We start from the raw sequence: 22599 nt of genomic DNA on the forward strand, positions 1-22599 counted from the left end.
AATTTTTGAGATTTTTACTGAATTTTTAAATGGTGGGGACAAGGCTTTTCAGGTAAGCTGCCCCGATTTCCGCCCATTCTTTTTCCTTGCGGCAGGTATCTTCGATAGTCGCTGCTGGCGGTACCCACTGCTCCAAAATTGCGCTCTGGCAACGTCCGTATTTTCCGATTTTTTCCAAAAGCCAGGGTAAGTCTGTCATGCCTTTTCCAGCGATTGCACCTTCTGTAATGAACCCCATTTTATGCGGTAACCTTCTGGTGATGAAATCCTTGACATGCAAATTCACGGTATAAGGCGCGAGAATATCTGCTACATAAGTCAGCCCCTCTCCTGCCCCGACGGAGTTGACACAATCCAGACAAATCCCCACATTGTTACTGCCAATGTTGTCCATCAATTCCGCCAATTCTTTGGCTTTGAAACGGTCATGGTTTTCAATGCCGAGCGTAATGTTGTGGCGGCTTAATGTTGGTAATGCGTGTATAATGATATGGGCAACTTCTTTTAAATCAGGCTCATAGTCTTCGCCATCGATCACGAAGCGCAAAAGCGGGGAGCCGAAAAAATGGCAGAGATCCATGTATTCTTGTAAATGTTCCGGCGTCAGTTTTCGAGCGCCCAGTTCCAGCCGGATTTCATTTTTATTGATCAAATCCTTTAAAACCTGCTGCCGCGATGGATCAAAAGTGTGCACCGGCAGGTTATCGCCGAGCTGCAAACATTTCATCCCGAAAGCCAGAGTCTGCGCTACCAGATCAAGCTCGTTCATTGGATTTTCCGGCATTGCGCCTTCAATCCCGACATTCCAGCCGTAGGTGTAGCTACTGATTCCGGGTAGCATAATCGTGGATCACTTCAAAAACCGGATACGCATTTCCCTCTTCATCCATCAAACCCAGCGCACCAACACCCTGGAACATGGTTACTGATCTTACCTCCGTTTTTTCAAGCTCTTTAAAAATCATCTTGACCCACTCAGCCAGAAATTCCGTTTTCTGCCTGGCATCCAGCTGTTTTTGCAGCGGCAACACCACTTCGTTTTTGTCGGTAGCGTAAGGATTGAAGCGCCTTTTGAGCATGATCGGAGAGAAATGTACGGGTTTGCCGAAAAGCTCCCGGATGCTTTCGGCCATATATTTTAATGTTGCCGCATTTTCCAGAATAGTCAGATCGTCTGAAGCATGTTCCTGAGGGTCAAAGGATAATGCTATAAAGTCCGCCTCGCCGGCATCGAACCGGTTCCGGTTGATTTCTGTAAAATTGTAGGCGGTACCGATCCCGATTTCGACCTCGTTGAAATAATATCGGAGCTTAGGAATATAGTCGATTACGGGTTGGCTTGTCACGAGCGCATCTTTGCTCAGCAAGATCAACGAGCTGACGAGCATTGCATTCACATTTACCAGCTCTGCCAGTTCCTGTAATTCATTTTTAAATTCTGCGCCGAGTTGCACGGAAATTTCCAGCGATGTTCCCAGCATTCTGGCCTGGTTCGCAGCGATCAGAAAATCCTGCTCCCACGCCGGGCTGGCAAAATCCACTTCCACGCGGTAATGGTCCCAGCGGACTGCGGCAAGACTGGTTGCGCAAGCAGCGGGAATTTTTCCCGCACAGATCCCGACTTTTACACGGTTGCTCCGGCTACTAGCATTTTCTTCCGTGATCACTGGCTGGGTTTCAACCAGACTTGCCTTGAATGTTACTTTCTGAAAAATTTTATCGCCTGCTTTTATCGTCTTCGGAAAAGGAATGCTGAGCGGCGTGCAATAAGTTTTGTATGACGCGTCGCCCCAGTTGCGCTGGTCTTCGATCTCGAAAATATCGCCCTGCATTTCCAGCCTGAATTCACTTTCGCCCACTTTCCACTGCATGGAATTGATGTCAATAAAAGGCTGGTGCGGTGCGATTTGATTTGGGAAGTGATAAGTTTTCTCTTCATTATCAGAATGTAGCACGGTTACCGGAAAGCCTGCAATGTGCTCGATCGGGTGCAGGATACAGAAACCCGCGCGGTTAGTCTGAAAATCCTTCAAAGTCTGACCTACTATTTCGAACTGTATCTCATTGTATTCTAAGCCCTGAATGCGGATTTGAAATTGAAAAAACAGCTCGCCTTGCTCGTAATACGAAGCGGTGCAAGTCACTTTAAATGTATTCACATTCTTCATCACCACCTCGTCGGTGATCACCGGCTCCCAGTTTTCCCAGTGTGCATTACGCACAGCGAAGTAAATCATCCGCAGCACCTCGGTGTCGGCCGCTTTGAAATACCGCAAAAAACCGTTCTGATAACCTACTTCAATGTTGCCCGCTCGTAATTCCTGCATATCAGAGTTTCGGATAATTTTTAGACGCGTCGTCGATCACCAGCACCCAGTCGTGGCCGTAGCCGGAGGTAGGCGGGGTAAATTGGGCAGCTGTTTTATTGTCAAATTGGCCGGCATCCTTGATTTTGCCACTCCGCGGATCGTACCAGAATGCGGTCAGCTGGCTGCCTGAAATTTTACCGGGATTGACTGAAAATGCCTTTCCCGCGGTGGAATACACGAAAATGTAATCTTTACCCCTGCTCGCCTGCACCCTTTGTGCCGCTGGCAAATCAGCATTTGCAGCATCGATTACCGACTGATCCGGCACACGATCGAGCATAGGGCGGGATTCGATGAGCCGGCGAACATACTTCATTTCCAAAGCACCGGGTAAGTCCAGTGCCTGTTGCCAGAAAATATGCGGAGCATTCACAGCCTCGCGGTTCGGAGAGTACATTTGCCAGATATCATGGCAGCCGTAAGTGTGGCCGAAAGCACCGGCGAGCAAATCGAGGTAAGCCGATTTACGGACGTCGTAAGCGCTGGACGTACCATTTTCTTTTGCATTGAAACAAACCGGGTGGTCTTCATAAATTGGCTCGCCATCGATGACCGGCTTGATCAGCTGGCGGTCGTAAGAACCTTTGATATTGTCGTAAATGGGAGAATCGCGGCAATGTCCGGTCTGGAACATGTTGAAATCGAACCAGCTTTCATTGTAAAACCACTCGGCCGAACCTTCCTTGTTGGGCTGCGGGTGATATGTGATCAATGCTTTATCCGCCCCGCCGACGCCGGCCTCAATGCCCGTCGCCATCGCCCGCCAGATTTCAATGTCACGCGTCCCGGCCCTCGGGTTGCGGTCGCCGCCCATTACCCAAATGATATTTTTCTTGTTTTTATAGCGGGTACCCAGCCATTTTCCATAAGTCGCGGCATTGGCCTCGTTGAAAACCTCCGGCCCTTTTCCCCAGGTCGATTTAAAAACCTTATCACCCCAGGTTGGCAGGAATGCAATGTTGAGACCGTACTCGGCAGCTTTATCTATAATATAGTCTACGTGTTTGAAATAAGCTTCATTCGGCTTGGTGGGATCGTTGTCTGTCAGCGGCTTATCACCATAAAGGTTCGGTACTTCCAGCCCGTCGAACTCCGCCAGGGCTACGGCCTGGATGACTGTGAAGCCTTGCGCGGCCCTTTTTTTCAGGTAATAGTCGGCATCTTCGCGGTCGAGGCGATGGAACAATTCCCAAGCGGTATCGCCCAGCCAGAAAAACGGTTTTCCCTCTTTCTGGATAAACCGCTTGTTGCTACTCACTGTAAATGTTTGGGCAAAAGCGCCGACACTGGCCAGTAACAAGAGAATGGCTGAGCAGATCCTGGTGAACCTCATGGTTTTTTCAAATTATTTATTTTTATAATCACAAATGTAAGCATGCGAAATGTGCGCGTCTCTCACCTAACTTGCCCACTATTGATGCTATATTCGCAAAAACTATATTTTTTGACTCGATAAAAGGGAAAATAGCACATGGCGAAACCGCGCAAACCGCACCTGCTGAAAATCATTCCGCCGGTGGACGCCTCCTTTATATTAAAAGGTGACCCGATTCCGTGGGATAATCCGTGGCATTACCACCCCGAGCTGGAACTGATCTGCTGCATCAAAGGCAAGGGTACCAACTTTGTCGGTAATGATATCAGAAGCATAGAAGAAGGCGAAATACTGCTCCTGGGCAGTAATTTGCCACATACCCGCCAGCGCGACCGCAAGTTTTACGAGCAAAATCCGGAAGAAACGCCCGAGTCGATCATTATCCAGTTCAATGAAGATTTTCTGGGAAAAGATTTTTTCGATACGCTGGAATTTCAGCATGTCAGGGAATTGAAAAGCAGGGCTTCACGGGGAATCAAGTTTACCGGAAATGTGGCGCAGATGGTCATTGAAAAGCTATTCACGATGCTCCGCGCCGATAAGACACAGCGGATGATCAGCCTTTTAATGGTACTAGACATTCTTGCCCGGGCCGAACATTATGAGTTCCTAAACGGTACCGGTTATGTGAGCGACGCACATTTAAAGAATGCGCAGAAGATTAACCTGGTGTACGAATACACGATCACCAATTTCAGAAAACCCATCGAGCTGCCCGAAATCGCTGCTTTGACCAGCCTTTCGGTTTCCGCATTTTGCCGGTATTTCAAAACCCGCACCCGCAAAAGTTATTTCCAGTACCTCACCGAAGTTCGCATCGGGTACGCCTGCCGCCTGCTCAGCGAGGGACGTTTTGACATTGGCCAGGTCGCCTATGAAAGCGGGTTTAACAATCTGTCCAATTTCAATAAACAGTTCAGGAAAATTATGCAGTCGAGTCCCAGTGAATATTACCGCCGTACGGTCGGGAAATAGCGGATTATATGTTGGGTAAAAAGCTAATCGGCAAGGCTTATCCCATGCAAACCGGACATTCAATCCCAGCATTTTATGAGGCGTTTTTCCAAACCTGCATTTCTTTTCGCACCCGCGCTTTTGCTCGCGCTGCTCACATTGACTTGTACTATTAGTACTGCACAGCAAAATAAGATTATCCCGCTCTGGGAAAAGGGCGCGCCGGGATTTGAGAGCCGCCGCACGGAGCCTGAATCCGCTAAAGACTATTGGGTTAAGAATATAAATAATCCGTCGCTCGAAGTGATCTTGCCAGCGGCGGGTACGGCCAATGGTACCGCGGTGGTAGTTTGTCCGGGCGGCGGGTTCCGGCTGCTGGTTTACAATGCCGAAGGCCGCGAGCCGGGAGAATATCTGGCCAAGTTGGGCATCACGGTTTTTGTTTTGAAATACCGCCTGCCCCGCGAAGACGGCTCACCTTACTCCCTGGAAAAAACGCCGCGGGAAGATGCTTTGCGTGCCATGCGCCAGGTACGTAGCCTTGCAAAAGAATACAACATTGATCCTGCGCGTGTAGGAATGCTGGGCTTTTCAGCTGGTGGTGAGGTAGTTGCAGCCGTGGCGTACGCGTCGGGCAAAGGTGACGCGGCGGCAAAAGATCCGATTGACCAGCTCGACGGCAAGCCGGATTTTCAAATGCTGATCTACCCCGGCCCGCTGGGAATTCCCGAAACAGTACCGCAGGATGCGCCGCCGGCGTTCCTCCTCGCTGCCAATGATGACCCCTGCTGCGGCGTGACGACGGCCGATCTGCTCATGAAATACCGGGCGGCAAAACGTCCTGTGGAAGCACATATGTTCACCAAAGGCGACCACGGCTTCAACATGGGCAACCGCTCAAAATTGCAAAGTATCAAGTCCTGGCCGCAGCGGATGGCGGACTGGCTGGCGGACAACGGGTACCTTGACAAGAAGCACTGAGATTGCATTTTTCTCAGCGCTTACCCCGTAATCCGGGCGGGTCGTCCCAAAAATATCGATGTATTTCGATTCTTGATTTATGTTTGAATGTGATTAGACTGGCAAAGTGCCCTGATCACTCCTCGGTTGTTTAAGGCAAACATAAAAGGGACTCCTCGTTACTTAACGTTATAAAGATGACTCCGCAGTTTACAACAATTAAAATTCCGGATAACAAGAGCAAAAACAGCAATTGGGCCGGGATATTAAAAAAGTATCTGTACCACTGGCCGCTCTTTCTTGTCGGTTTTGCTTTTTCATTTACCTGCCTTTATTTTTATCTCAAAAAGGTTGTCCCGGTATACGAAGTAAAGGCTTCACTGCTGATCCAGGACGAAAAAAAGATCCCCAACCAATCGGCGCCGCTCCGGGAAATTGACCAGATCAACCCGGCAAAGCTTATTGAGAACGAAATAGAAATTTTCAAATCCAAGCAGCTGATCGACCGCGTGGTTTCCGATCTGCATCTGGCGACGGATTACCACCTGATCCAGGACGGCAAGCCGAAGAATATTTATTCCGAAAGTCCTTTCAAACTTATTTTGCTCAATGCTTCGGGCAATTATGAAAATGCGCAGGTCCAGATCCGTACCGGCGATGCGACTACTTTTTATGTAAAAATGCCGAGCGGCGAGTACCGCGGGTTTAAGTATGGTACGAAGCTGCACAATGGTTTTGGTACCTGGCAGCTGATGCCTACCAACAAATTGGGGCAATATCACAATGCTGAAATACAGGTAACCGTCAATGATCCTGACAAGCTGGCACTGATGTACCAGAAAACCATCGGCATTTCCCTGCCTAATAAGTTGTCGACTACATTGGTTTTATCGGTCAATGATGACAATGCGCAGCGCGGCAAGGATATCCTGAATTCTTTGATCCTCAATTATAATTTACTGGCGTCGTCGGTTAAAAACAGGCAGACCAAAAATACCCTCGACTTCCTCGACCAGCGCATTGCGTCGCTGGTGATTGAATTGAATGCTGCTGAGAAAGGAATTGAAAGGTACAAAAGCAGCCAGGGCCTGACGGACATTGCGGCGGGTTCGAAAATCAATCTTGAAAACAACCAGTTTAACGACATTCAGCTGAACGAAACCAATGTGCAGCTGAGCGTGATCGAAGGAATTGAGCGTTATCTGCGTTCCAACGGTTCATCTTCGGCCAGCCTGCCTACTTCATTTGGTATCAAAGATGAAAGGCTGAGTAACCTGATCGAAAAGCTGACGGAACTGACCTTGCTCCGCGAAAAGCAGCTGGCCACCACGCCGGAACATAACCCGGCTTTTGAGCCTATCAACCGGCAGATCACTTCCACGAAAGCGGCGATTGCCGATAATGTGGTGACGATCAAAAGCACTTTGTTAAATACCAAAAACAAGCTGGAATCGATCCGGTCGAACTTTTCCTCCTCAATCCGCAACATTCCGGTGCAGGAACGCGAGCTGATCAGCATTAAAAGGCAGCAGGCGACAAAGGAAAATTTGTACACTTACTTGCTGCAAAAACGCGAGGAGATGTCGGTCAGCTACGCTTCCGGTTTTGCCGATGAACGCGTGGTGGATTCGGCTTACATTGCCTCTGCCAAAAATGGATTTAAAACATTCGCGATCGCGGTGGCTTTGCTGATGGCTTTTGCGCTGCCGGCTATTTTCATTTTTATCCGTGACCTGATCAAAAACCGGATCGCTACCCCTCAGGAAATCAAGGAAAACCTCGAACTCAATATGATTTCGGAGTTACCTTACGAACATTTAAGTCAATCGGGAACATTGCCGAAACTGGCCAACGGAATGATCAGCGAGCAGCTTCGCGCGCTGCGGATCAGGATGTACCAGCTGCATAATTATAAAGAAAGAGGCAGGGTAACCCTGGTCACTTCGACGATTTCCGGCGAGGGAAAAAGTTTTGTCAGCAGCAATCTGGCGATGACATTGACCAATGCGGGAAGAAAAACGATCGTCGTGGAGCTTGACCTTCGCAGGCCGCAGCTGGCGAAAATTTTCGGCATCAACCCGGACCGGCCTGGTATCAGTGATTATTTAAATGGTCATGCATCTTTCGAACAAATCGTTCAGCTATCCGATACGCAACCCGAAGTGGAAGTGATCGGCGCCGGTTCTCCGGCAGAGCTGCCTTCCGAACTACTCGAAACTTCCACACTCGCTGAGCTGATCGAAGATTTGAAATTCAAATACGACGACATCATTCTGGACAGCCCACCGGTGAAGCTGGTGCCCGATGCCATCATTCTCGGCCGCATTGCGGATGTGACATTATATGTGCTCCGCCAGGGTGTCACGCGGAAATCAGAACTCGAATTTGTGAAAGAGCTGGTTGCACAAAATCATTTTAAATCAGTGAATTTTGTCTTCAATGGCGTAAAAAATAACAAGTATGGTTACGGTTATACTTACGACAAGAACTATTACGGGCAATCGAAACCCCGGAGCCTCAGTTCTACCATTCACGATTTTGTTGACCGCTTTTAACTGACACCCAACCACAAGACGTTTATCAAACTTGTACAACCGGCCCGGTTTAAGGGGAGCATCATGCGCACCGGCCTTTATTTTATTCAGTAAGTGGAAACAATTCAAGCGAAAAGCAAACTGGCAAAAAATGTATTTCTCCTGACGGTCGTGCAGGTTGCCATTTATGTCCTGCCGCTCATTTCGGTGCCGGTGGTGTCGCGGATCATCGGGCCCGGCAACTACGGGATCATTAATTTCGCCGCTGCATTCATTTCCTACTTTACCCTCATCATCAGTTACAGCTTCGAATTCAGCGCTTCGCGGAGGATTATCAAGGACTTAGACAACCGCGATCACCGGAATACGGTTTTTACGGAAGTATTTTACACGCAATGTTTTCTGTTTCTGGTTTCCACGATTGCATTTGCCGTGCTGCTCGTTTCGATCCCGGAGTTCAGGAAGAATTACATGGTGTTCTTGTTTTCCTACCTCTTGTGTTTCAGCACATTGTTTACGCAAAACTGGCTTTTTCAGGCCATGCAGGACCTTTCCAAAGTGGCGCTGCTGAATTTTGTGAGCCGGCTGCTTTTCACCATCGCGATCCTGATCGCCGTCCGCAAGCCGGAGGATTACATCTGGCAGCCGCTGCTGATCGGGGTTATCCAGGGGGCGATTGCGCTCTGTTCTTTCTTCTGGGCCAAAAACAAATATGGCCTTACTTTGAAGCGACTCAACATTTCGCGGATTTTCCAGGTACTTTCGGAGGACAAAACCATCTTTATTTCGCTCGTTTTCGTCAATCTCTACTCGGGTACGAACACCGTGATTTTGGGCTTATATGCCAACTCCGAGCAGGTCGGCTATTTCACCGCCGGGCAGCGGTTGATCATCATTGCACAGTCTGTGCTGACGATGCCGCTGGCGCAGGCGCTGTATCCTTTTGTGGCTAAGGCATTTAAGGAAGGAAAAGAGCATGGGATCGAGGTGGCGCAGAAGATCATTCCACTTATTGCGCTGTTTTTGGGCGGGGCATTTTTAATTATGGTAACGCTTGGGCCGTGGATGATTGTCATTTTTTACGGCGCGAAATTCGAACCTTCGGCACTGGTTTTCCAGCTGCTGGCGCTGGTGCCGCTGCTGTTTTCGCTTAACAATGTGCTGGGAATCCAGATCATGGTGAACCTGCAGATGGATAAACAATTCCTGAAAGTGACAGCCGCTGCGGCAATTTTCAGTGTGACAACCAATTTAATTCTTATCAGATACTGGGGTTACCTGGGCACGGCTGTGAATATGCTTTGCACGGAAATGTTCATTTTCATTTGCATGTACCTGGTGCTCAGAAAAAGCGGGATCAACCCGATCAATTTTAAATATTTCAATACCTCACTGCTGCGTGAATACGCGACGCCGATGGTGAATACAATTTTGAAAAAGACCCGCAAACGCGGATAATGTCAGGATGCTAACAACCGAAAAACGCAACGACTTATTTGTCTTCTTTTTAGTGATCTTTTCGCTAAACTTTTTCTCTGCGGCCTTCGCGCACCAGGGAATTGCGAAGAATTTGAGCTACGCTTTTTTGCTCGGCGCGGTGGTCATTTCGGTTCCCTATATTTTTCAAAAGAATTTCGGATTTACCTTACCTATCAAGCTGATCGGCATTGCGATCATATTCTCCAATGTGACCTGCTATCTTTTCTGGGACCAGTCGCTAGTTAATAGCGTCAGCATTATCCCTTACATTACCTGGTTTGTATTTCTGTACCTGGATCACATTGAATATGATCTGGAAAAAATTGAGAAGATCGTCATCATTTACGGCTTCCTTTATCTGGTTTTATTCTTCTACCAGTTTTATAGAAACGATACTGTTTTGTTTGGTTTCAAAGAAGAATTCAAGGAAGATCGCGGCGTGATCCGGATCGACTTTCCCGGCGGCGGCATTTTTTACCTCGCCTATTTTATTGCATTGACGAAAATCACCGGGCAAGCCGCGCGCAAGTGGCTATATGTTCTGTTCATGCTGCTGGGTATCACGGCGGTGATTTTGCAGGTAACACGCCAAAGTATCCTGGCCATTTTAATCATTACCTTATTTCACTTTTTAAAAGACGCTTCGATTGGAAAAAAGCTGGCGGTGGTCGGCTTATTTGGATTAGCAGTACTTGCTTTTTTCAACATTGAAAATCCAATCGCTACGGGTCTGGCGGATAAATCGGCTGAAACGGCTTCGGAGGGCGGACAGTATATCCGGCTGCTGGCAGCGGAATATTTTGTGGGCGATTTTTCGCCTAATATTTTCTGTACCATTTTTGGAAATGGGTTCCCAAACAATTCCAGCAACTACGGACAATTCCATTTAAACCTCGGCTACAAATACGGCTATTTTCTTTCCGATCTGGGTATCATTGCCTTTTTCGTCATGTTCGGGATCTTGCCGGTAATTGCTTACGCTTATATTTTTATCAAAAGCATTTTTATCAAAGTGCCGCCGGAATTTATTTACCTGCGCTACTATACATTCCTGATCCTGCTGACGAGCTTCACCTCCGACTATTTATATTCTTTAAACTTTCTGATCGCCAACATTTTCGTCATTTATGGTTACCAGGTAATGATGAAATATGCGAATTATCAGACCGTACAAATCTCCTATTCATGAAATTTTCCATCGGCATACCGGCATACAAAGCGTCCTTTCTGCGTGAATGTATCGACAGCATTCTGGGCCAGACCGAACAGGATTTTGAGCTGATCATTGTGAATGACGCCTCACCGCAAAACATTGAAGAAATTGTTTTGGGCTACAACTCACCGAAGATCCGGTATTATAAAAACGACAAGAATTTTGGCGCACTGAATGTGGTGGATAACTGGAATAAATGTTTATCGTATGCAACCGGCGAATATTTTATTCTGATGGGCGACGATGATAAAATGTGCCCCGATTATCTGGAAGAATTCAGTAAGCTGATTACTAAATTTCCCGCCTGCAATATTTATCATTGTCGCACACTGGTCATTAACGAAAGTTCTGAACCACAGTGGCTTACCGAGCCACGACCGGAGTTTGAATCTGTTTATGATTCAGTGCTGGAAAGAATGAAAGCCAATCGGATATTCTTTATCTCGGATTATGTATACCGCACCGAAACATTGAACCGGAATGGTGGTTTTTTCAAGCTGCCGCTTGCCTGGGCTTCGGACGATATTTCGGCTTATATCGGCGCGATGGAAAATGGAATCGCACATACCAATAAGCCGGTTTTCATGTATCGCCAAAGCCGGCAGACAATTTCCACCAGTGGCAGCGTCGACCTGAAAATGAATGCGATCATGGAGGAACATCAGTGGCTGATGAAATTCACTGAACGTAATCCCGAGAATCCGACGGATCAGATCCTTTTAAAAAACATCAAAAAAGAGCTGCGGAAATTTATCCAGAAAAAGAAAATCCGGACGATTTATACATCCCCCGAAAGCCTTTTCAGCTCTGCACCAAAATGGTTTGGATTAAGGAAAAAATATAACCTGAAAATTGACGAACTGTTGTACGCATTCCTTTTGAGTTTCAGGGAAAAAAGAAAATACAAATATGAGCAATAAGCCAGCCCTGCATTCGAAAAAACCAAGGATTACCTGGGTTACCGCCGATTATTTTATCGACTGTGATAATAACTACGGGATCATTCAACAGTTGCTGCAATATTTTGACATTCACTGGATCCTGGTATTGCCGGCCAATCGCGCGCGGTTTTCTGAAAATGATTTCTCCAAGTTCCGTCAACTTTCCGGACTTAACATGGAATTTCTCTACTGGAAATGGCGAGCAAGGAACATTAAAATGCTTTATTTCTACGACGAGGTTTTGCAGAAAATAAAAAAATCGAAGCCTGATGTTACCTACATTAATGATGCGCCGACCAGTCCATTTTCGCTGGCATTGTATCTTCGGTTGAACAAGAAAAAAGTGATCGCTACGGCGCATGACGGAGACGTAAAGCCGAGTTTCAGAATGCCGTTTATATCTAAAATGGTTTTCAAACTGGCATACGATCACTTGAAATACATTAATATGTTCTCCAAATCCCAGGCGACGGTTTTCAAAAATGCCTATCCGGATAAGAATGTATTTACGATCCCGCTGGCACTGAAAGATTTTGGAGATAGCGAAGCGCAGAAACCAAAAGATCACGTCGTGTTTCTATTTTTCGGAACGATTAACAGTAACAAAAACCTGGAATTACTGATCGACGCCGCCGATAATCTTTACGAAAAAGGTTACCGGAATTTTAAAGTTTCGATCAATGGCTCCTGCACGAACTGGGAATTTTATCAGGAAAGAATGCGGCATCCCGAAATTTTTGAATCGGACATCCGGCTCCTGAATAATTCCGAAATTCCAGATCTTTTGGCCAAAAGTCACTACATGGTGTTCCCGTATAAAGAAGTTTCGCAAAGCGGCGCGATCAAGGTAGCATTTCAATATTGCGTCCCGGCAATTGTTTCTGATCTGAAAGGATTCACGGATGAAGTGTATGAGGGAAAGAATGCTTTTGTATTTCAGTCCGAAAATGTAGAAGATCTGGAAAGAGTGATGATAGCGCGACTCGAAAATCATGAAGATGATTACGACCGAATCCGGAACAGTATGGCGAAAATCAATGACACCTGCTATTCCGACCGCGCGATTGCAAATAATTATATTCAAATGTTTAACCAGGTAATGCAAACGAATAGCGCCGTGAAATGAAAAACGGAAGTAAAAATATTCTCTTCCTGCAACATTCGATTCTTCCGGAAGATGGCGGCGTACCACGTGTAACCGATCTCATCTCGAAAGAATTGACACGTCGCGGACATCAGTGTTTTTATCTTTTTTACCTGACTGACAATCCTGATTACAGCAAACGGCAGAAATTGAAAGTCTCGCTGAACGAGCCTTACGAGCAGTTTGAGGATCAGGTATTTCAATTTGTCAGGAAAAATAACATTGACGTTTTTATTGCCCAGCACACAATCCTGCCCCATTTTCTGCAACTTTTTGAATCGCTGAAAGAAGCTTATCCAAAATCGCCCATATTATTTTTCCTGCACTCAAATCCTGACTATTGGAAGATCCAAAATCCGACCCACATTCGCCTGTCTGATCCGGGGTTTTATTTGCACTTAGCGAAGAATGCGGTCAAGGCGGCGGTGTATCCTTTTCACAATCCGTATAAAATTCGCTTCCGTCGGGTATACAATTCGGTTGATCAGTTTGTTTTGCTTTCCAACAATTACCGCGAGCAGTTTATTAGCCTATACGACATTCAAGATGAGGGCGCTAAGCTGCTGAGCATTCCCAATCCGCTGACATTCTACCCGGGCCAGGTGGAGGTGAATTTAAGCAAAAAGAAGAACATTGTGCTGATCGTGAGCCGGTTGCTGGAAGATCACAAACAGATTTCGCTTTCTTTGAAAGTCTGGAAAGCATTGCAGGAAACAATCGGAAATTCGTGGGAGCTGTTTATCGTTGGCCAGGGACCGGACGAAAAAGCTTACAAAGAATTTGTGAAGCAGCACGGGCTGCGAAACGTGCATTTTCTGGGGAAACAGAAAAATGTGCTGCAATTTTACCAGCAGGCCAGGATTTTCATGATGAGCTCGATTTGGGAAGGTTTGCCGATGACCATCCTGGAAGCGCAGCAAAACGGTGTTGTCCCAGTCGTTTGCAACAATTTTTCCGCCGCACGGGATATGATTTCTGATGGCCGCGACGGGTTTATCATTGAAAATAACGATGTTACGGAGTTCACAGGCCGGATGCTGACACTTATGCGCGACGCCCATATCCGCAACAAAATGGCCGAATCCTGCCTTGAAACGAGTAAAAAATATGAGATCGGGCGCATCGCAGACAAGTGGGAGGCGCTTTTCCAAATCAAGGAAGTAATTGAACAGTAATCCAATGAAAGTCTTATACATTACGAATATGTACCCGGTCCCCGATTATATCTATTTCGGGATCCACGTACGCGAGCAAATTGATGCGATCCAAAGCCAGTTTCCGGTTGAAAACGAGGTTTATTTTATCAATGGACGATTAAGCAAATGGAACTACTTCAAAAGTATTAGCGAGATCAGGAGTCTGGTGAATACGAAAAAGTTTGACGTAATACATGTTCATTATGGCCTGTCTGCGCTTTTTCTGATGTTTTACAAACCGCAGGTCCCGGTTGTGGTTACCTTGCACAGCGGCGAATTGTTTCAGAAAAAGGGGTATATCAATCATTTGCTGCAAAAGAACATTACGCTTTCGGTGATCCGGAATGTGGAGAAAGTGATCGTTTTAAATGACGATATGATCCGGATGCTGGCCGAGCATGAAGAGAAACTGGTGAAAATTCCTTGTGGGACAGATCTGGATTATTTCAAGGAGACGCCTGTAAAAACGGTCAATAAAAAATTCACGATCGGCTTCCCCGGAAACAAGGCGCGGCCGGAAAAAAACTACAAGCTGTTCCAGGAAATCGTGGACCGGTTGAGGACCTATTGCGAGGTGGAGGTGATTGAATTTCACAATATGAAGCGCGACGACGTGGTTGCCAACCTGAACAAAATCGACCTGCTGCTGATGACCTCGACCATCGAAGGCTCGCCGCAAATCGTAAAAGAGGGACTGGCGTGCAACAAGGCGATTATTTCAACTGCCGTAGGCGATGTAAAGGATTTGCTGCGTAATGTGGTGAATTGCTACGTGATCGATTCTTTTGATCCTGAAGAGTTTGTTTTGCCTGCCAAGAGGATTGCCAGCCTGCCGCCGGAAAACCGGAAATCGGATGGCCGCGAACATCTTGTGAAAATCGGGCTCGATGCGCAGAATGTTTCCAAAACGGTATACAAACTCTACGAACAATTGGTATGAGGAAGCTACTGCTGATCATTTATTATTTCATTATCAAGAACTTACCTTCCAGCTACTTTCCTTTGGGCAGCATTTTCAATGCACTCAGGGTCGGGATTTTGAGAAAAATAATTGTGGTAGGAAAAAACACGACCATCCAAACCGGCTTCCGGTTCGGCATGCGCGACATCCTGACAATCGGCGATCACTGCCAGATTAACGAAGACGTATATATCCAATCGGCACGTATCGGAAACTATGTGCTGATCGCCCAGAATGTGTCGATGATGGCCGTGACCCATCATTTTGAGTCAACCGATATTCCGATAATTAAACAGGGATCGACCAAGGCTGATCCTGTGATTATTGAGGACGATGTCTGGATCGGGCGCAATGTGATCGTGATGCCGGGCATTACTATCGGAAAAGGCGCAATTGTGGGCGCTGGCGCGGTTGTCACAAAAAATGTCCCTTCTTACGCGATTGTCGGAGGAGTTCCTGCAAAAGTGATCAGATACCGCAAGCAGGAAGCGGAGCAATTAAATGGATTTGTATGAGCATTTACAAGCATATTACCCAGGATTGGGAAAGAAACCGCGGTTACACCAAAGGTAAAATCCTGACTTTCACATTCAGGCTGGCCAGTCTGGCAACCCGCAACAAAGCCGCTAAAATCATTTTAACGCCCTATCTGGGATTGTACAAGTTCTGGATCGAGTGGGTTTTTGGTATCGAAATCCCGTATGATACGGTGGTGGGACGCGGATTGAAGGTTTTTCATGGTGCCGGTCTGGTAATCAACAAGCATACGGTGATCGGTAAAAATGTCCTGCTGAGGCATACGACGACGCTGGGCAACAAAGGGGATGTGAAATCCGACTGCCCGATTATCGGTGATAATGTGGAGATTGGCGCGCAGGTTTGCATTCTTGGCAAGATCCGGATCGGCGATAATGCCATCATCGGCGCAGGGAGTGTAGTTACGAAAGAAGTACCTGCCAATGCGATTGTTGTAGGTAACCCGGCAAGAATTGTAAAATACCGCTCGTAGATAAACGAGCGGTACTTTCTTTATTTACGACCCGGTTTTACTTTATCAAAACTGGCATTTTCTTTTCCAATCGTGACCTCATCAATGTATACGACGCGCTCGCTGATGAGTGGGCTTATGGTTGTTGAAGCAGTAGCCCAATCCCATTTTCCTACACCAATCTTGACATAAGGAAATTTTACATCATTATAAGTATTAGGGTGGTGAAGCCTGCTGACAATCGGTACACCGTTTTTCCAGACTTCCAGGACACCGGTTTCGTCATAGGCCCATTTGATGTGGAATACCCAGTCGAGCCAGCTATCTTTATCCAGTTTACCCAGGGTGATGCGGGTAAATGTGCCATCACCTTGTTTGGTAACTTGCTTAGGATCAGTTCTGATTTCCAGCACGAGGCTGTCGCGGAGCACGCCGAGCAGCAAAGGTGGGCTTCTCCACTCCTCGCCCATCGCAAAATCGGGCAGGGACTGCCAGTGGACAATGCCTTCTTCGAGGGAGTCAGGGGTAAATGTGGAGGGAAAGTATAACGAAAAGCCAAACCAGCCTTCCTTGTTTTTGTTCGGAGCCCGGGCGAGCTGCGCCTGGTACTCGTACATGGAATCTTTTCTTCTGAGTTCAAAACGGGCGGAATGATTGCCGGCCCTTTTGATTTCGGTGGTAGTCGCGGCGGACCAGCTGCAGCAAGTGCTTGACTCGAACCAGTTTCCCAGTCCCGACTCAAAACTATGGTAAGCCAGCAAAAAGCTGTCTGCTTCAATCAGATCGGGGTCCACGGGCTCCTTTACTTCCACGTCAGGGTTTTTACAGGAGTTGATGGCTGCGATCAAACCAATCAGGAGAGCTATGCCATTTGCTTTTCTTACCATTCTCAGCATGCGTATTGTATTAAATTTTCCTTGTTAAGTTCAAACTACACTGAAATAAAGCTCTGCAGGGAGTTGATCAGCTCCGAAGAAGCATATTTTCCAACTTTGTGAAGCGGGCTCAATCCGCCGTCGAGAACGGAGTGGATCTTGTCGCGCAATTCTGCGGGGGTATAGGCAACGTGGATGTAGTTGAGGCTGCCCAGTTTTCTGGCGGTAGCCAGCTGGTGATCGTTCCGGTGCTCTCCCAAACTATGGAATTTCGGGAAAATCACGATCGGCTTGCTGCGTTCAAAGGCTGAAATGATGGTTCCCATGCCTGCGTGGCTGACAATCAGTTTTGCGGAAGAGAAATATTCATCGAATTCTGCCGGACTAATAAATTCGAAGCAGGTCATATTTTTGACTTTGTAGCGGCCTTTTGAAACCTGTGCTACAAAGCGTACTTCGGGCATGGTGCCTGCTATCTCATCCATTGCCGAAATGAGCCTGTCGAATGGCCCCTGCGTACCAACTGTTACGAATATCATGATAATACGTTTCCGTTAAAAGTTACTTTTGAGTTTGATAAATCCGGCCACTGTGTGTAGCTCTTGTCTGCGATAGAAGTGGCGATCTGACCGCTCATCGAAAGGTTTTCGACGTTTGCGATACTGTCAATCCATATTGTTTTTGCCCCGATCACTTTTCCTGCAATAATGCCCATCAGCCCTGGCGCTGCGCCGGTTGTGATAATGATGTTGGGTTTGGAGCGAAAGACGATTTTAAATACACAAATCAGGGAGTATATTAATTTCAGTTTGTTCCACCGGCTGGCATCGGGAATACTATAAAACTTATGGCCTTTTACGGTTTCTTTAAAACTGGTTTTTGTAGAAACAAATATTAGTTCATGTCCTTCGAAAGCAGGTTTCAACCGTAGCAACTGCACCCAATGGCCCCCTGCTGAGGCAATAGCTAAAATTTTCATAGACGATGGTAAGTAAGTCATTTAACAGACCATTTGTAGATCGACAACAAAATGTCGGTTGGTAATACAATCGGTAATTCTCGGCAAGTTGTGTACAATGTTGGCTTTAAATAATCGGGCTGATTCGGCCGCGATCTTTACATTATATCAAAACTCCGGAATTGGACATTTCGATTGTACGCTGTTGTTTTGATTTCATTCTGGAAGCGGGTTAATGTTATAGAGTCGAGTATAATTTATTTCGGGATGTACTGCGGTAATCGTATGGCAATAATACGCTATTATATCTACGCGAGTTGCTTTTTTGTGGTGATCAGGTGATTTTTCAGGGTGTAACATTCATGTTTTGGGGGGCAAATTTTTTCAATTTTACACTTTTAAAAGAGATAAAAAAGTACTTCTACATTATTATCAAAATAGTACATACACTTGACAAAATATCTCGGAAATTGCGTGTTAAACCCTACCCTATGCCACTAATTCTTATCCACACAACATTATTAGAATTGTCACAGATCTTCATGGAACTTTTCTTTACGCACTGAAAATCAACCGTTTATAAATATACTTCGCAAGCCGAACACTAAACCTTGACATCCTCAATAGAAATATTTCTATAAAATATGAAAGATACTTTTGTCAATGATAAAATGTATTTCAATTGCGAACACAGCATTACTTAATGACGCAAAGAATAGAATTAAACTGAAAAAGTATTTCTATTTGAATTTAATATATGTAACCTAATTGGCGCAATTACATTCTTATTTATACGATGAAAAACAGCGGCTGGATTTAGGTAATATAAATTAATTTGAAACCCGCTGTTATATTCACCTTTACCCCAATCTTAATATACTTAACCCCAAAATGAATTATTGGATTTTATTCATATTATATCTTTGATTCCGAAATATAAACAGGCCGATCTCTTTACGTTTAGCAGACCTCTTTGCAAATCAAAATTTCCTTGTGATGCCAAAGTTGTTCTGAACTTATTACCCACCAGCTGTTAGTGAAAATTAGAATGAATACAAAAGCCTTTGACATCCCGGTACTTCTGATCACATTCAACCGGCCTGAAACGACTTGTCATGTATTTGAGCAAATCAGAAAAATAAAACCCGCTAAACTTTACATCTTTTCCGATGCGCCGCGCGCTGAAAAACCCGATGAAGCAGAACTCGTTGAGACTTGCAGAGTCATGATGGACGACTCGCAGATCAACTGGGACTGTGAAGTAGAACGCTGGTTTTCGGAAGTGAACATGGGTAAGGCTGTGGGCATTTCGTCCGCGATCACCTGGGCTTTCGAAACCACCGAGCAGCTGATCATCCTCGAAGACGACTGCCTTCCACATCCCACGTTTTTTACGTTTTGCAAGTTCATGCTGGAAAAGTATCAGTCTAATGATCGCATCATGCACGTGTCGGGCACGCACTGGGACAAGAAATTTAAGACCGAGCAGGCCGACCATTTTTTTAGTCGTATAGGACATATCTGGGGTTGGGCAACCTGGAAACGCGCCTGGAACAAATACGATTTCTGGATGGAACGCTTTCCGGAGATGCTCCACCAGCGCAAAATCCAGAAGATCTTCGGCGACGCCTCCATCGCCGATTACTGGAACGAGCGGTTCAACAAAGTGTACCAGGAAGAGAAAAAGGAGTCCTGGGATTACCAGTGGCAGTATACGTTGTTTCAGAACTACGGACTGGCCGCTGTACCGAATGTGAATCTCATCAGCAACATCGGGCTTCGGCCCAACCAGGAAGCCGGTGAGCAGCAGGAGTACCAGTTTTACGAAACGAAAGTCTGGAGAAACATGAAAACGGACGTAAAACTGACCATCGACGACGCGTACGAAAGGTTTCGCGCCAAAAGTATATTTATTAAAAACCTCCCGGTTGGATCGCGCATCCTGCACCGGGTCCGGAGTCTGATCAACAGTATCCTGTAAAACGGTGCTGACCACATATTAACCTATTTACTCAATGCTAACCATCCTTTATTATCATGAAAAATCATTTCCTGGGAAACCTGTCAAGGTTTCACTTGTGGGTCGATGTTTTCCTGCTTAATGTATCCTACCTCATCGCCGGTTCTGTTTTGTTCGAAAGTCTCGGGGCATTCCAGGATCATCAGTACCTCAATCTCCTGCTGCTGACCAATCTGGTGTGGATCGGTTGTTTTTCACTGTTCGGTCTTTACCAGTTTACGTCAGGCAGCTACAACAGTTTCAATCAGCTCGGCAAAATACTGATCACGTATGATGTCCACCTGATCGTCATGGAGTCGTACCTGTATTTCTCCGACACCCAGACTGGCCTTCGCGAAAACCTGGTGTTCCTTTCGTTTGAGATCTTTGCCGCCAGTTCGGTGGCCCTGCACATATTGATTACGTTATTAATCCGTCATTTCCGGACATCGGCACGGAGGGTTAATAAATATGCGATCGTGGGAAATGGGGAGCCGGCCAGCTGGTTTTCGGATTTCCGCGGTAAGCAGCACGAAATGGGCTATCATTTTTGCGGCGTGTTCCAGATGAACGAGCCGGATAACTACCTGCCGCGCCTGGAAAGTTTCATGGAGCAGGAAAAGCTTGACTTCCTTTATTGCAACCCATCAGGCCTGTCGAATGAACAAATGTCGGCGGTGCTGAAACTGGCGGAAAGAAAAAAGACGCAGATCCGTCTCATCCCTAACTTTTACGGTTTTCAGATGAACAAGGTCAACTTCGATCCCGCGGCAAGTTATCCTGCATATCACGTCAGCAGCAAACCCTCTGCCGCAACCAATGAGCGGGCGATGCAGAAAATGTTTGAAATCCCTTTCGCTTTATTTGTGGTGATCGTCGGGCTGCCATTATTCCTTCTGGTTAAATTAACGTCGCGCAGGCCGGTTTTCAGCCGGCAGATGCGGGCAGTCAAATGGGCCAAATCATTTCAAATGTTGCGGTTACGTACCCACCCTTATAGCTGGACCAAAAACCTGTATCTTATCTACCTGACGATCCATTTGGTACTGGTCGGAAGGGCTAAATAATATTTGTCAACGTTATTCTAAGCTGTAAAATTAGTTTCCCTTTAAAGCCGGACAATGTCCGGCTTTTTTTGTGCCAAAATTTATCCAGAAAATTCTACAAAGCTTTTTTCCCACACCTCATTTTTGGCAAAATTCCCTACATATCGGCCGTTAATACGAATGAATTTGTAGTAATATTGTCCGAATCACGTACTACTTCTATCAGATCTTCTATAACAGTTGCATTTTGGCATAACATTTAACAGAATTATTTTATTGCGTATAGTGATATTTATTTCGTAGTAATTATCTTAGCCCAATAAAATAAATTCTACATAGTTGTCAATATGTCAAAGTCCATGTTTACCAGACTCCTTTTACTCTCGTTCGTTTCAATTTGTCTTTTAAACTGTAAAAACCCTGATCTGGATGTAGCGCGAAACCCCGCAGAAGCTCAGGCTGAACCCGATCAGACGATCGCCAGATCTATCCCCTCCAAGGATACTTCGCTTGTTGCCTATTACGACTTTGAAAATGACATGGGCAACTGGTATGAGAAAAGCATGTGCTGCGACTGGGCCATTCAGCTGACAAAGCAGGTTAGAAGATCGGGCCTTGGCGCACTGAAATTTGAGATCCGCAGACAGGACGGGAATGTTTCCCGGTCAGAGCTGGGACAGAAACCCATTAATACCAATCAGGACGGCTGGTACGCTTTCTCTACTTACTTCCCGTCGTCATTCACACAGGAATCCAGCGAAGACTGCATTACACAGTGGCAGGCAAAACCCGACCTGGCGCTAGGCGAAGAGTGGAGAAGTCCACCGATGCTGCTCGGCATCCTGAATGACCACTTCGTACTGGAAGTGCGCACCGACGCCAACAAAATCACCAAGCAGGGCAACTATACATTCAACCGCATCGACCTTGGGCCTGTGGAGAAAGAAAACTGGCTCGACTGGGTATTTCACGTAAAATGGGCTTACGACAATACGGGTGTGATCGAGATTTGGAGAAACAAACAATTGGTACTGAGCAGGTTCAACCAGCCCAACTCTTATAATGATGACTTATACCCCTACTTTAAGATTGGTTTATACAAGTGGGACTGGGCAAGTCTGGCCAACAAATCGACGTCGTCTTCCCGCGTGATGTATGTGGACGAGGTAACCATCGGAACGCAGTTTTCTTCGCTGACCAATGTCTCGCCCGACCCGATCAATGCATTACCGGTTAAACTGGCATCATTCAAAGTAGCCAAAAGCGGCGGCGCGGCGCACCTTACCTGGGCCACCACCGAAGAAGCCAATACTGCCAGGTTCGAGATCGAGCGCAGCCTGAACGCCCGCGACTGGAAAACAATCGGTTCAAAAAGCGCAGTCGGACAAAGCCGGTCGCTCGTCAACTATAACTTCGCCGACTCCGCACCAAAAAAAGGGAACAATTATTACCGTCTCAAAATCATAGACAACGACCGGACCTACGCATACAGCAGCATTAAAAACGTTAACTTCTGACCTCGTTCAACCATCTCGATTTTCATTCCTTTACGCAAGAAACCTCCAATCGGGGGTTTCTTTTTTTGTATCGATCTAGTATGTTTAAAC

Annotated in this window: 19 protein-coding genes and 1 pseudogene; 14 read left to right on the plus strand and 6 right to left on the minus strand. The window is 46.3% G+C overall.

The window, feature by feature from the left end; genetic code table 11:
- Positions 1–25: 25 nt before the first annotated feature.
- Genes FEN17_RS06290 through FEN17_RS06300 form a run of 3 tightly spaced genes read right to left on the minus strand, consistent with a single transcriptional unit; the run spans position 26 to position 3702 of the window.
- A complete protein-coding gene (locus tag FEN17_RS06290) occupies positions 26–841 on the minus strand; it encodes a sugar phosphate isomerase/epimerase family protein (RefSeq protein WP_138364423.1) in 816 nt (271 codons plus the stop codon).
- Entirely contained in the window at positions 822–2327 is a 1506-nt protein-coding gene (locus FEN17_RS06295) for a D-apionate lactonase family protein (protein ID WP_138364424.1), read from the minus strand. Before FEN17_RS06295 ends, FEN17_RS06290 begins: the two co-directional genes overlap by 20 nt.
- 1 nt (position 2328) lies before the next feature.
- The gene (locus tag FEN17_RS06300; RefSeq protein WP_138364425.1) at positions 2329–3702 is read right to left on the minus strand and encodes a glycoside hydrolase family 140 protein; all 1374 of its coding nucleotides are present in this window, start codon (positions 3700–3702) and stop codon (positions 2329–2331) included.
- Positions 3703–3840: 138 nt separating this feature from the next.
- Here FEN17_RS06300 and FEN17_RS06305 point away from each other — a divergent pair, with 138 nt between their 5' ends.
- From FEN17_RS06305 to FEN17_RS06355, 11 genes and pseudogenes are all read left to right on the plus strand, one after another.
- Positions 3841–4719 (plus strand): AraC family transcriptional regulator, encoded by an 879-nt coding sequence (locus tag FEN17_RS06305; RefSeq protein ID WP_138364426.1) that lies wholly within the window; start codon positions 3841–3843, stop codon positions 4717–4719.
- A 75-nt stretch (positions 4720–4794) separates the two neighbouring features.
- Positions 4795–5679 carry an alpha/beta hydrolase gene (locus FEN17_RS06310; RefSeq protein WP_138364427.1) on the plus strand — a complete coding sequence of 295 codons (885 nt, stop codon included), beginning with the start codon at positions 4795–4797 and terminating at the stop codon, positions 5677–5679.
- Between the two features lie 176 nt (positions 5680–5855).
- Positions 5856–8213 (plus strand): GumC family protein, encoded by a 2358-nt coding sequence (locus FEN17_RS06315; RefSeq protein WP_138364428.1) that lies wholly within the window; start codon positions 5856–5858, stop codon positions 8211–8213.
- A 93-nt stretch (positions 8214–8306) separates the two neighbouring features.
- Positions 8307–9650: a flippase gene (locus tag FEN17_RS06320; RefSeq protein WP_138364429.1), complete on the plus strand. Its 1344-nt coding sequence runs from the start codon at positions 8307–8309 to the stop codon at positions 9648–9650.
- Between the two features lie 7 nt (positions 9651–9657).
- Positions 9658–10860 (plus strand): hypothetical protein, encoded by a 1203-nt coding sequence (locus FEN17_RS06325; protein ID WP_138364430.1) that lies wholly within the window; start codon positions 9658–9660, stop codon positions 10858–10860.
- Positions 10857–11804 (plus strand): glycosyltransferase family 2 protein, encoded by a 948-nt coding sequence (locus FEN17_RS06330; protein WP_138364431.1) that lies wholly within the window; start codon positions 10857–10859, stop codon positions 11802–11804. Before FEN17_RS06325 ends, FEN17_RS06330 begins: the two co-directional genes overlap by 4 nt.
- A complete protein-coding gene (locus tag FEN17_RS06335) occupies positions 11794–12951 on the plus strand; it encodes a glycosyltransferase (RefSeq protein ID WP_138364432.1) in 1158 nt (385 codons plus the stop codon). The genes FEN17_RS06330 and FEN17_RS06335 overlap by 11 nt, the downstream gene beginning before the upstream one ends.
- Positions 12948–14144, plus strand: a complete 1197-nt coding sequence (locus tag FEN17_RS06340) for a glycosyltransferase (protein WP_138364433.1) — start codon at positions 12948–12950, stop codon at positions 14142–14144. Before FEN17_RS06335 ends, FEN17_RS06340 begins: the two co-directional genes overlap by 4 nt.
- A 4-nt stretch (positions 14145–14148) precedes the next feature.
- On the plus strand, positions 14149–15105 hold the full coding sequence (locus FEN17_RS06345; RefSeq protein ID WP_138364434.1) for a glycosyltransferase family 4 protein: 957 nt from the start codon (positions 14149–14151) through the stop codon (positions 15103–15105).
- A 344-nt stretch (positions 15106–15449) separates the two neighbouring features.
- A pseudogene (locus FEN17_RS27965) lies at positions 15450–15605 on the plus strand (DapH/DapD/GlmU-related protein); the annotation flags it as partial.
- A gap of 32 nt (positions 15606–15637) precedes the next feature.
- Positions 15638–16135 carry a serine O-acetyltransferase gene (locus FEN17_RS06355; RefSeq protein WP_138364436.1) on the plus strand — a complete coding sequence of 166 codons (498 nt, stop codon included), beginning with the start codon at positions 15638–15640 and terminating at the stop codon, positions 16133–16135.
- Positions 16136–16155: 20 nt separating this feature from the next.
- Here the strand turns inward: FEN17_RS06355 and FEN17_RS06360 are convergent, their stop codons facing one another.
- The 3 genes from FEN17_RS06360 to FEN17_RS06370 are packed head-to-tail and all read right to left on the minus strand — an operon-like array spanning position 16156 to position 17968.
- The gene (locus tag FEN17_RS06360; RefSeq protein WP_138364437.1) at positions 16156–17010 is read right to left on the minus strand and encodes a polysaccharide lyase family 20 protein; all 855 of its coding nucleotides are present in this window, start codon (positions 17008–17010) and stop codon (positions 16156–16158) included.
- 35 nt (positions 17011–17045) lie between these two features.
- The gene (locus tag FEN17_RS06365; RefSeq protein WP_138364438.1) at positions 17046–17528 is read right to left on the minus strand and encodes a glycosyltransferase; all 483 of its coding nucleotides are present in this window, start codon (positions 17526–17528) and stop codon (positions 17046–17048) included.
- Positions 17525–17968: a glycosyltransferase family 28 protein gene (locus tag FEN17_RS06370; protein WP_138364439.1), complete on the minus strand. Its 444-nt coding sequence runs from the start codon at positions 17966–17968 to the stop codon at positions 17525–17527. The genes FEN17_RS06365 and FEN17_RS06370 overlap by 4 nt, the downstream gene beginning before the upstream one ends.
- 1027 nt (positions 17969–18995) lie before the next feature.
- Here FEN17_RS06370 and FEN17_RS06375 point away from each other — a divergent pair.
- From FEN17_RS06375 to FEN17_RS06385, 3 genes are all read left to right on the plus strand, one after another.
- Positions 18996–19928, plus strand: a complete 933-nt coding sequence (locus FEN17_RS06375) for a hypothetical protein (RefSeq protein ID WP_138364440.1) — start codon at positions 18996–18998, stop codon at positions 19926–19928.
- 56 nt (positions 19929–19984) lie between these two features.
- A complete protein-coding gene (locus tag FEN17_RS06380; RefSeq protein ID WP_138364441.1) occupies positions 19985–21013 on the plus strand; it encodes a nucleoside-diphosphate sugar epimerase/dehydratase in 1029 nt (342 codons plus the stop codon).
- A gap of 338 nt (positions 21014–21351) precedes the next feature.
- Positions 21352–22509 (plus strand): polysaccharide lyase family 20 protein, encoded by a 1158-nt coding sequence (locus tag FEN17_RS06385; RefSeq protein ID WP_171037849.1) that lies wholly within the window; start codon positions 21352–21354, stop codon positions 22507–22509.
- Positions 22510–22599 lie beyond the last annotated feature (90 nt).

Origin of the sequence: Dyadobacter luticola (genome assembly GCF_005860805.1) — a bacterium.
GTDB lineage: Bacteria > Bacteroidota > Bacteroidia > Cytophagales > Spirosomataceae > Dyadobacter > Dyadobacter luticola.

What these genes read in the sequence shown, in the direction of transcription:
- FEN17_RS06290 (WP_138364423.1), bottom strand. Translation starts at nt 841, where the DNA reads ATGCTACCCGGAATCAGTAGCTACACCTACGGCTGGAATGTCGGGATT.
- FEN17_RS06295 (WP_138364424.1), bottom strand. Translation starts at nt 2,327, where the DNA reads ATGCAGGAATTACGAGCGGGCAACATTGAAGTAGGTTATCAGAACGGT.
- FEN17_RS06300 (WP_138364425.1), bottom strand. Translation starts at nt 3,702, where the DNA reads ATGAGGTTCACCAGGATCTGCTCAGCCATTCTCTTGTTACTGGCCAGT.
- FEN17_RS06305 (WP_138364426.1), top strand. Translation starts at nt 3,841, where the DNA reads ATGGCGAAACCGCGCAAACCGCACCTGCTGAAAATCATTCCGCCGGTG.
- FEN17_RS06310 (WP_138364427.1), top strand. Translation starts at nt 4,795, where the DNA reads ATGAGGCGTTTTTCCAAACCTGCATTTCTTTTCGCACCCGCGCTTTTG.
- FEN17_RS06315 (WP_138364428.1), top strand. Translation starts at nt 5,856, where the DNA reads ATGACTCCGCAGTTTACAACAATTAAAATTCCGGATAACAAGAGCAAA.
- FEN17_RS06325 (WP_138364430.1), top strand. Translation starts at nt 9,658, where the DNA reads ATGCTAACAACCGAAAAACGCAACGACTTATTTGTCTTCTTTTTAGTG.
- FEN17_RS06330 (WP_138364431.1), top strand. Translation starts at nt 10,857, where the DNA reads ATGAAATTTTCCATCGGCATACCGGCATACAAAGCGTCCTTTCTGCGT.
- FEN17_RS06335 (WP_138364432.1), top strand. Translation starts at nt 11,794, where the DNA reads ATGAGCAATAAGCCAGCCCTGCATTCGAAAAAACCAAGGATTACCTGG.
- FEN17_RS06340 (WP_138364433.1), top strand. Translation starts at nt 12,948, where the DNA reads ATGAAAAACGGAAGTAAAAATATTCTCTTCCTGCAACATTCGATTCTT.
- FEN17_RS06345 (WP_138364434.1), top strand. Translation starts at nt 14,149, where the DNA reads ATGAAAGTCTTATACATTACGAATATGTACCCGGTCCCCGATTATATC.
- FEN17_RS06355 (WP_138364436.1), top strand. Translation starts at nt 15,638, where the DNA reads ATGAGCATTTACAAGCATATTACCCAGGATTGGGAAAGAAACCGCGGT.
- FEN17_RS06360 (WP_138364437.1), bottom strand. Translation starts at nt 17,010, where the DNA reads ATGCTGAGAATGGTAAGAAAAGCAAATGGCATAGCTCTCCTGATTGGT.
- FEN17_RS06365 (WP_138364438.1), bottom strand. Translation starts at nt 17,528, where the DNA reads ATGATATTCGTAACAGTTGGTACGCAGGGGCCATTCGACAGGCTCATT.
- FEN17_RS06370 (WP_138364439.1), bottom strand. Translation starts at nt 17,968, where the DNA reads ATGAAAATTTTAGCTATTGCCTCAGCAGGGGGCCATTGGGTGCAGTTG.
- FEN17_RS06375 (WP_138364440.1), top strand. Translation starts at nt 18,996, where the DNA reads ATGAATACAAAAGCCTTTGACATCCCGGTACTTCTGATCACATTCAAC.
- FEN17_RS06380 (WP_138364441.1), top strand. Translation starts at nt 19,985, where the DNA reads ATGAAAAATCATTTCCTGGGAAACCTGTCAAGGTTTCACTTGTGGGTC.
- FEN17_RS06385 (WP_171037849.1), top strand. Translation starts at nt 21,352, where the DNA reads ATGTTTACCAGACTCCTTTTACTCTCGTTCGTTTCAATTTGTCTTTTA.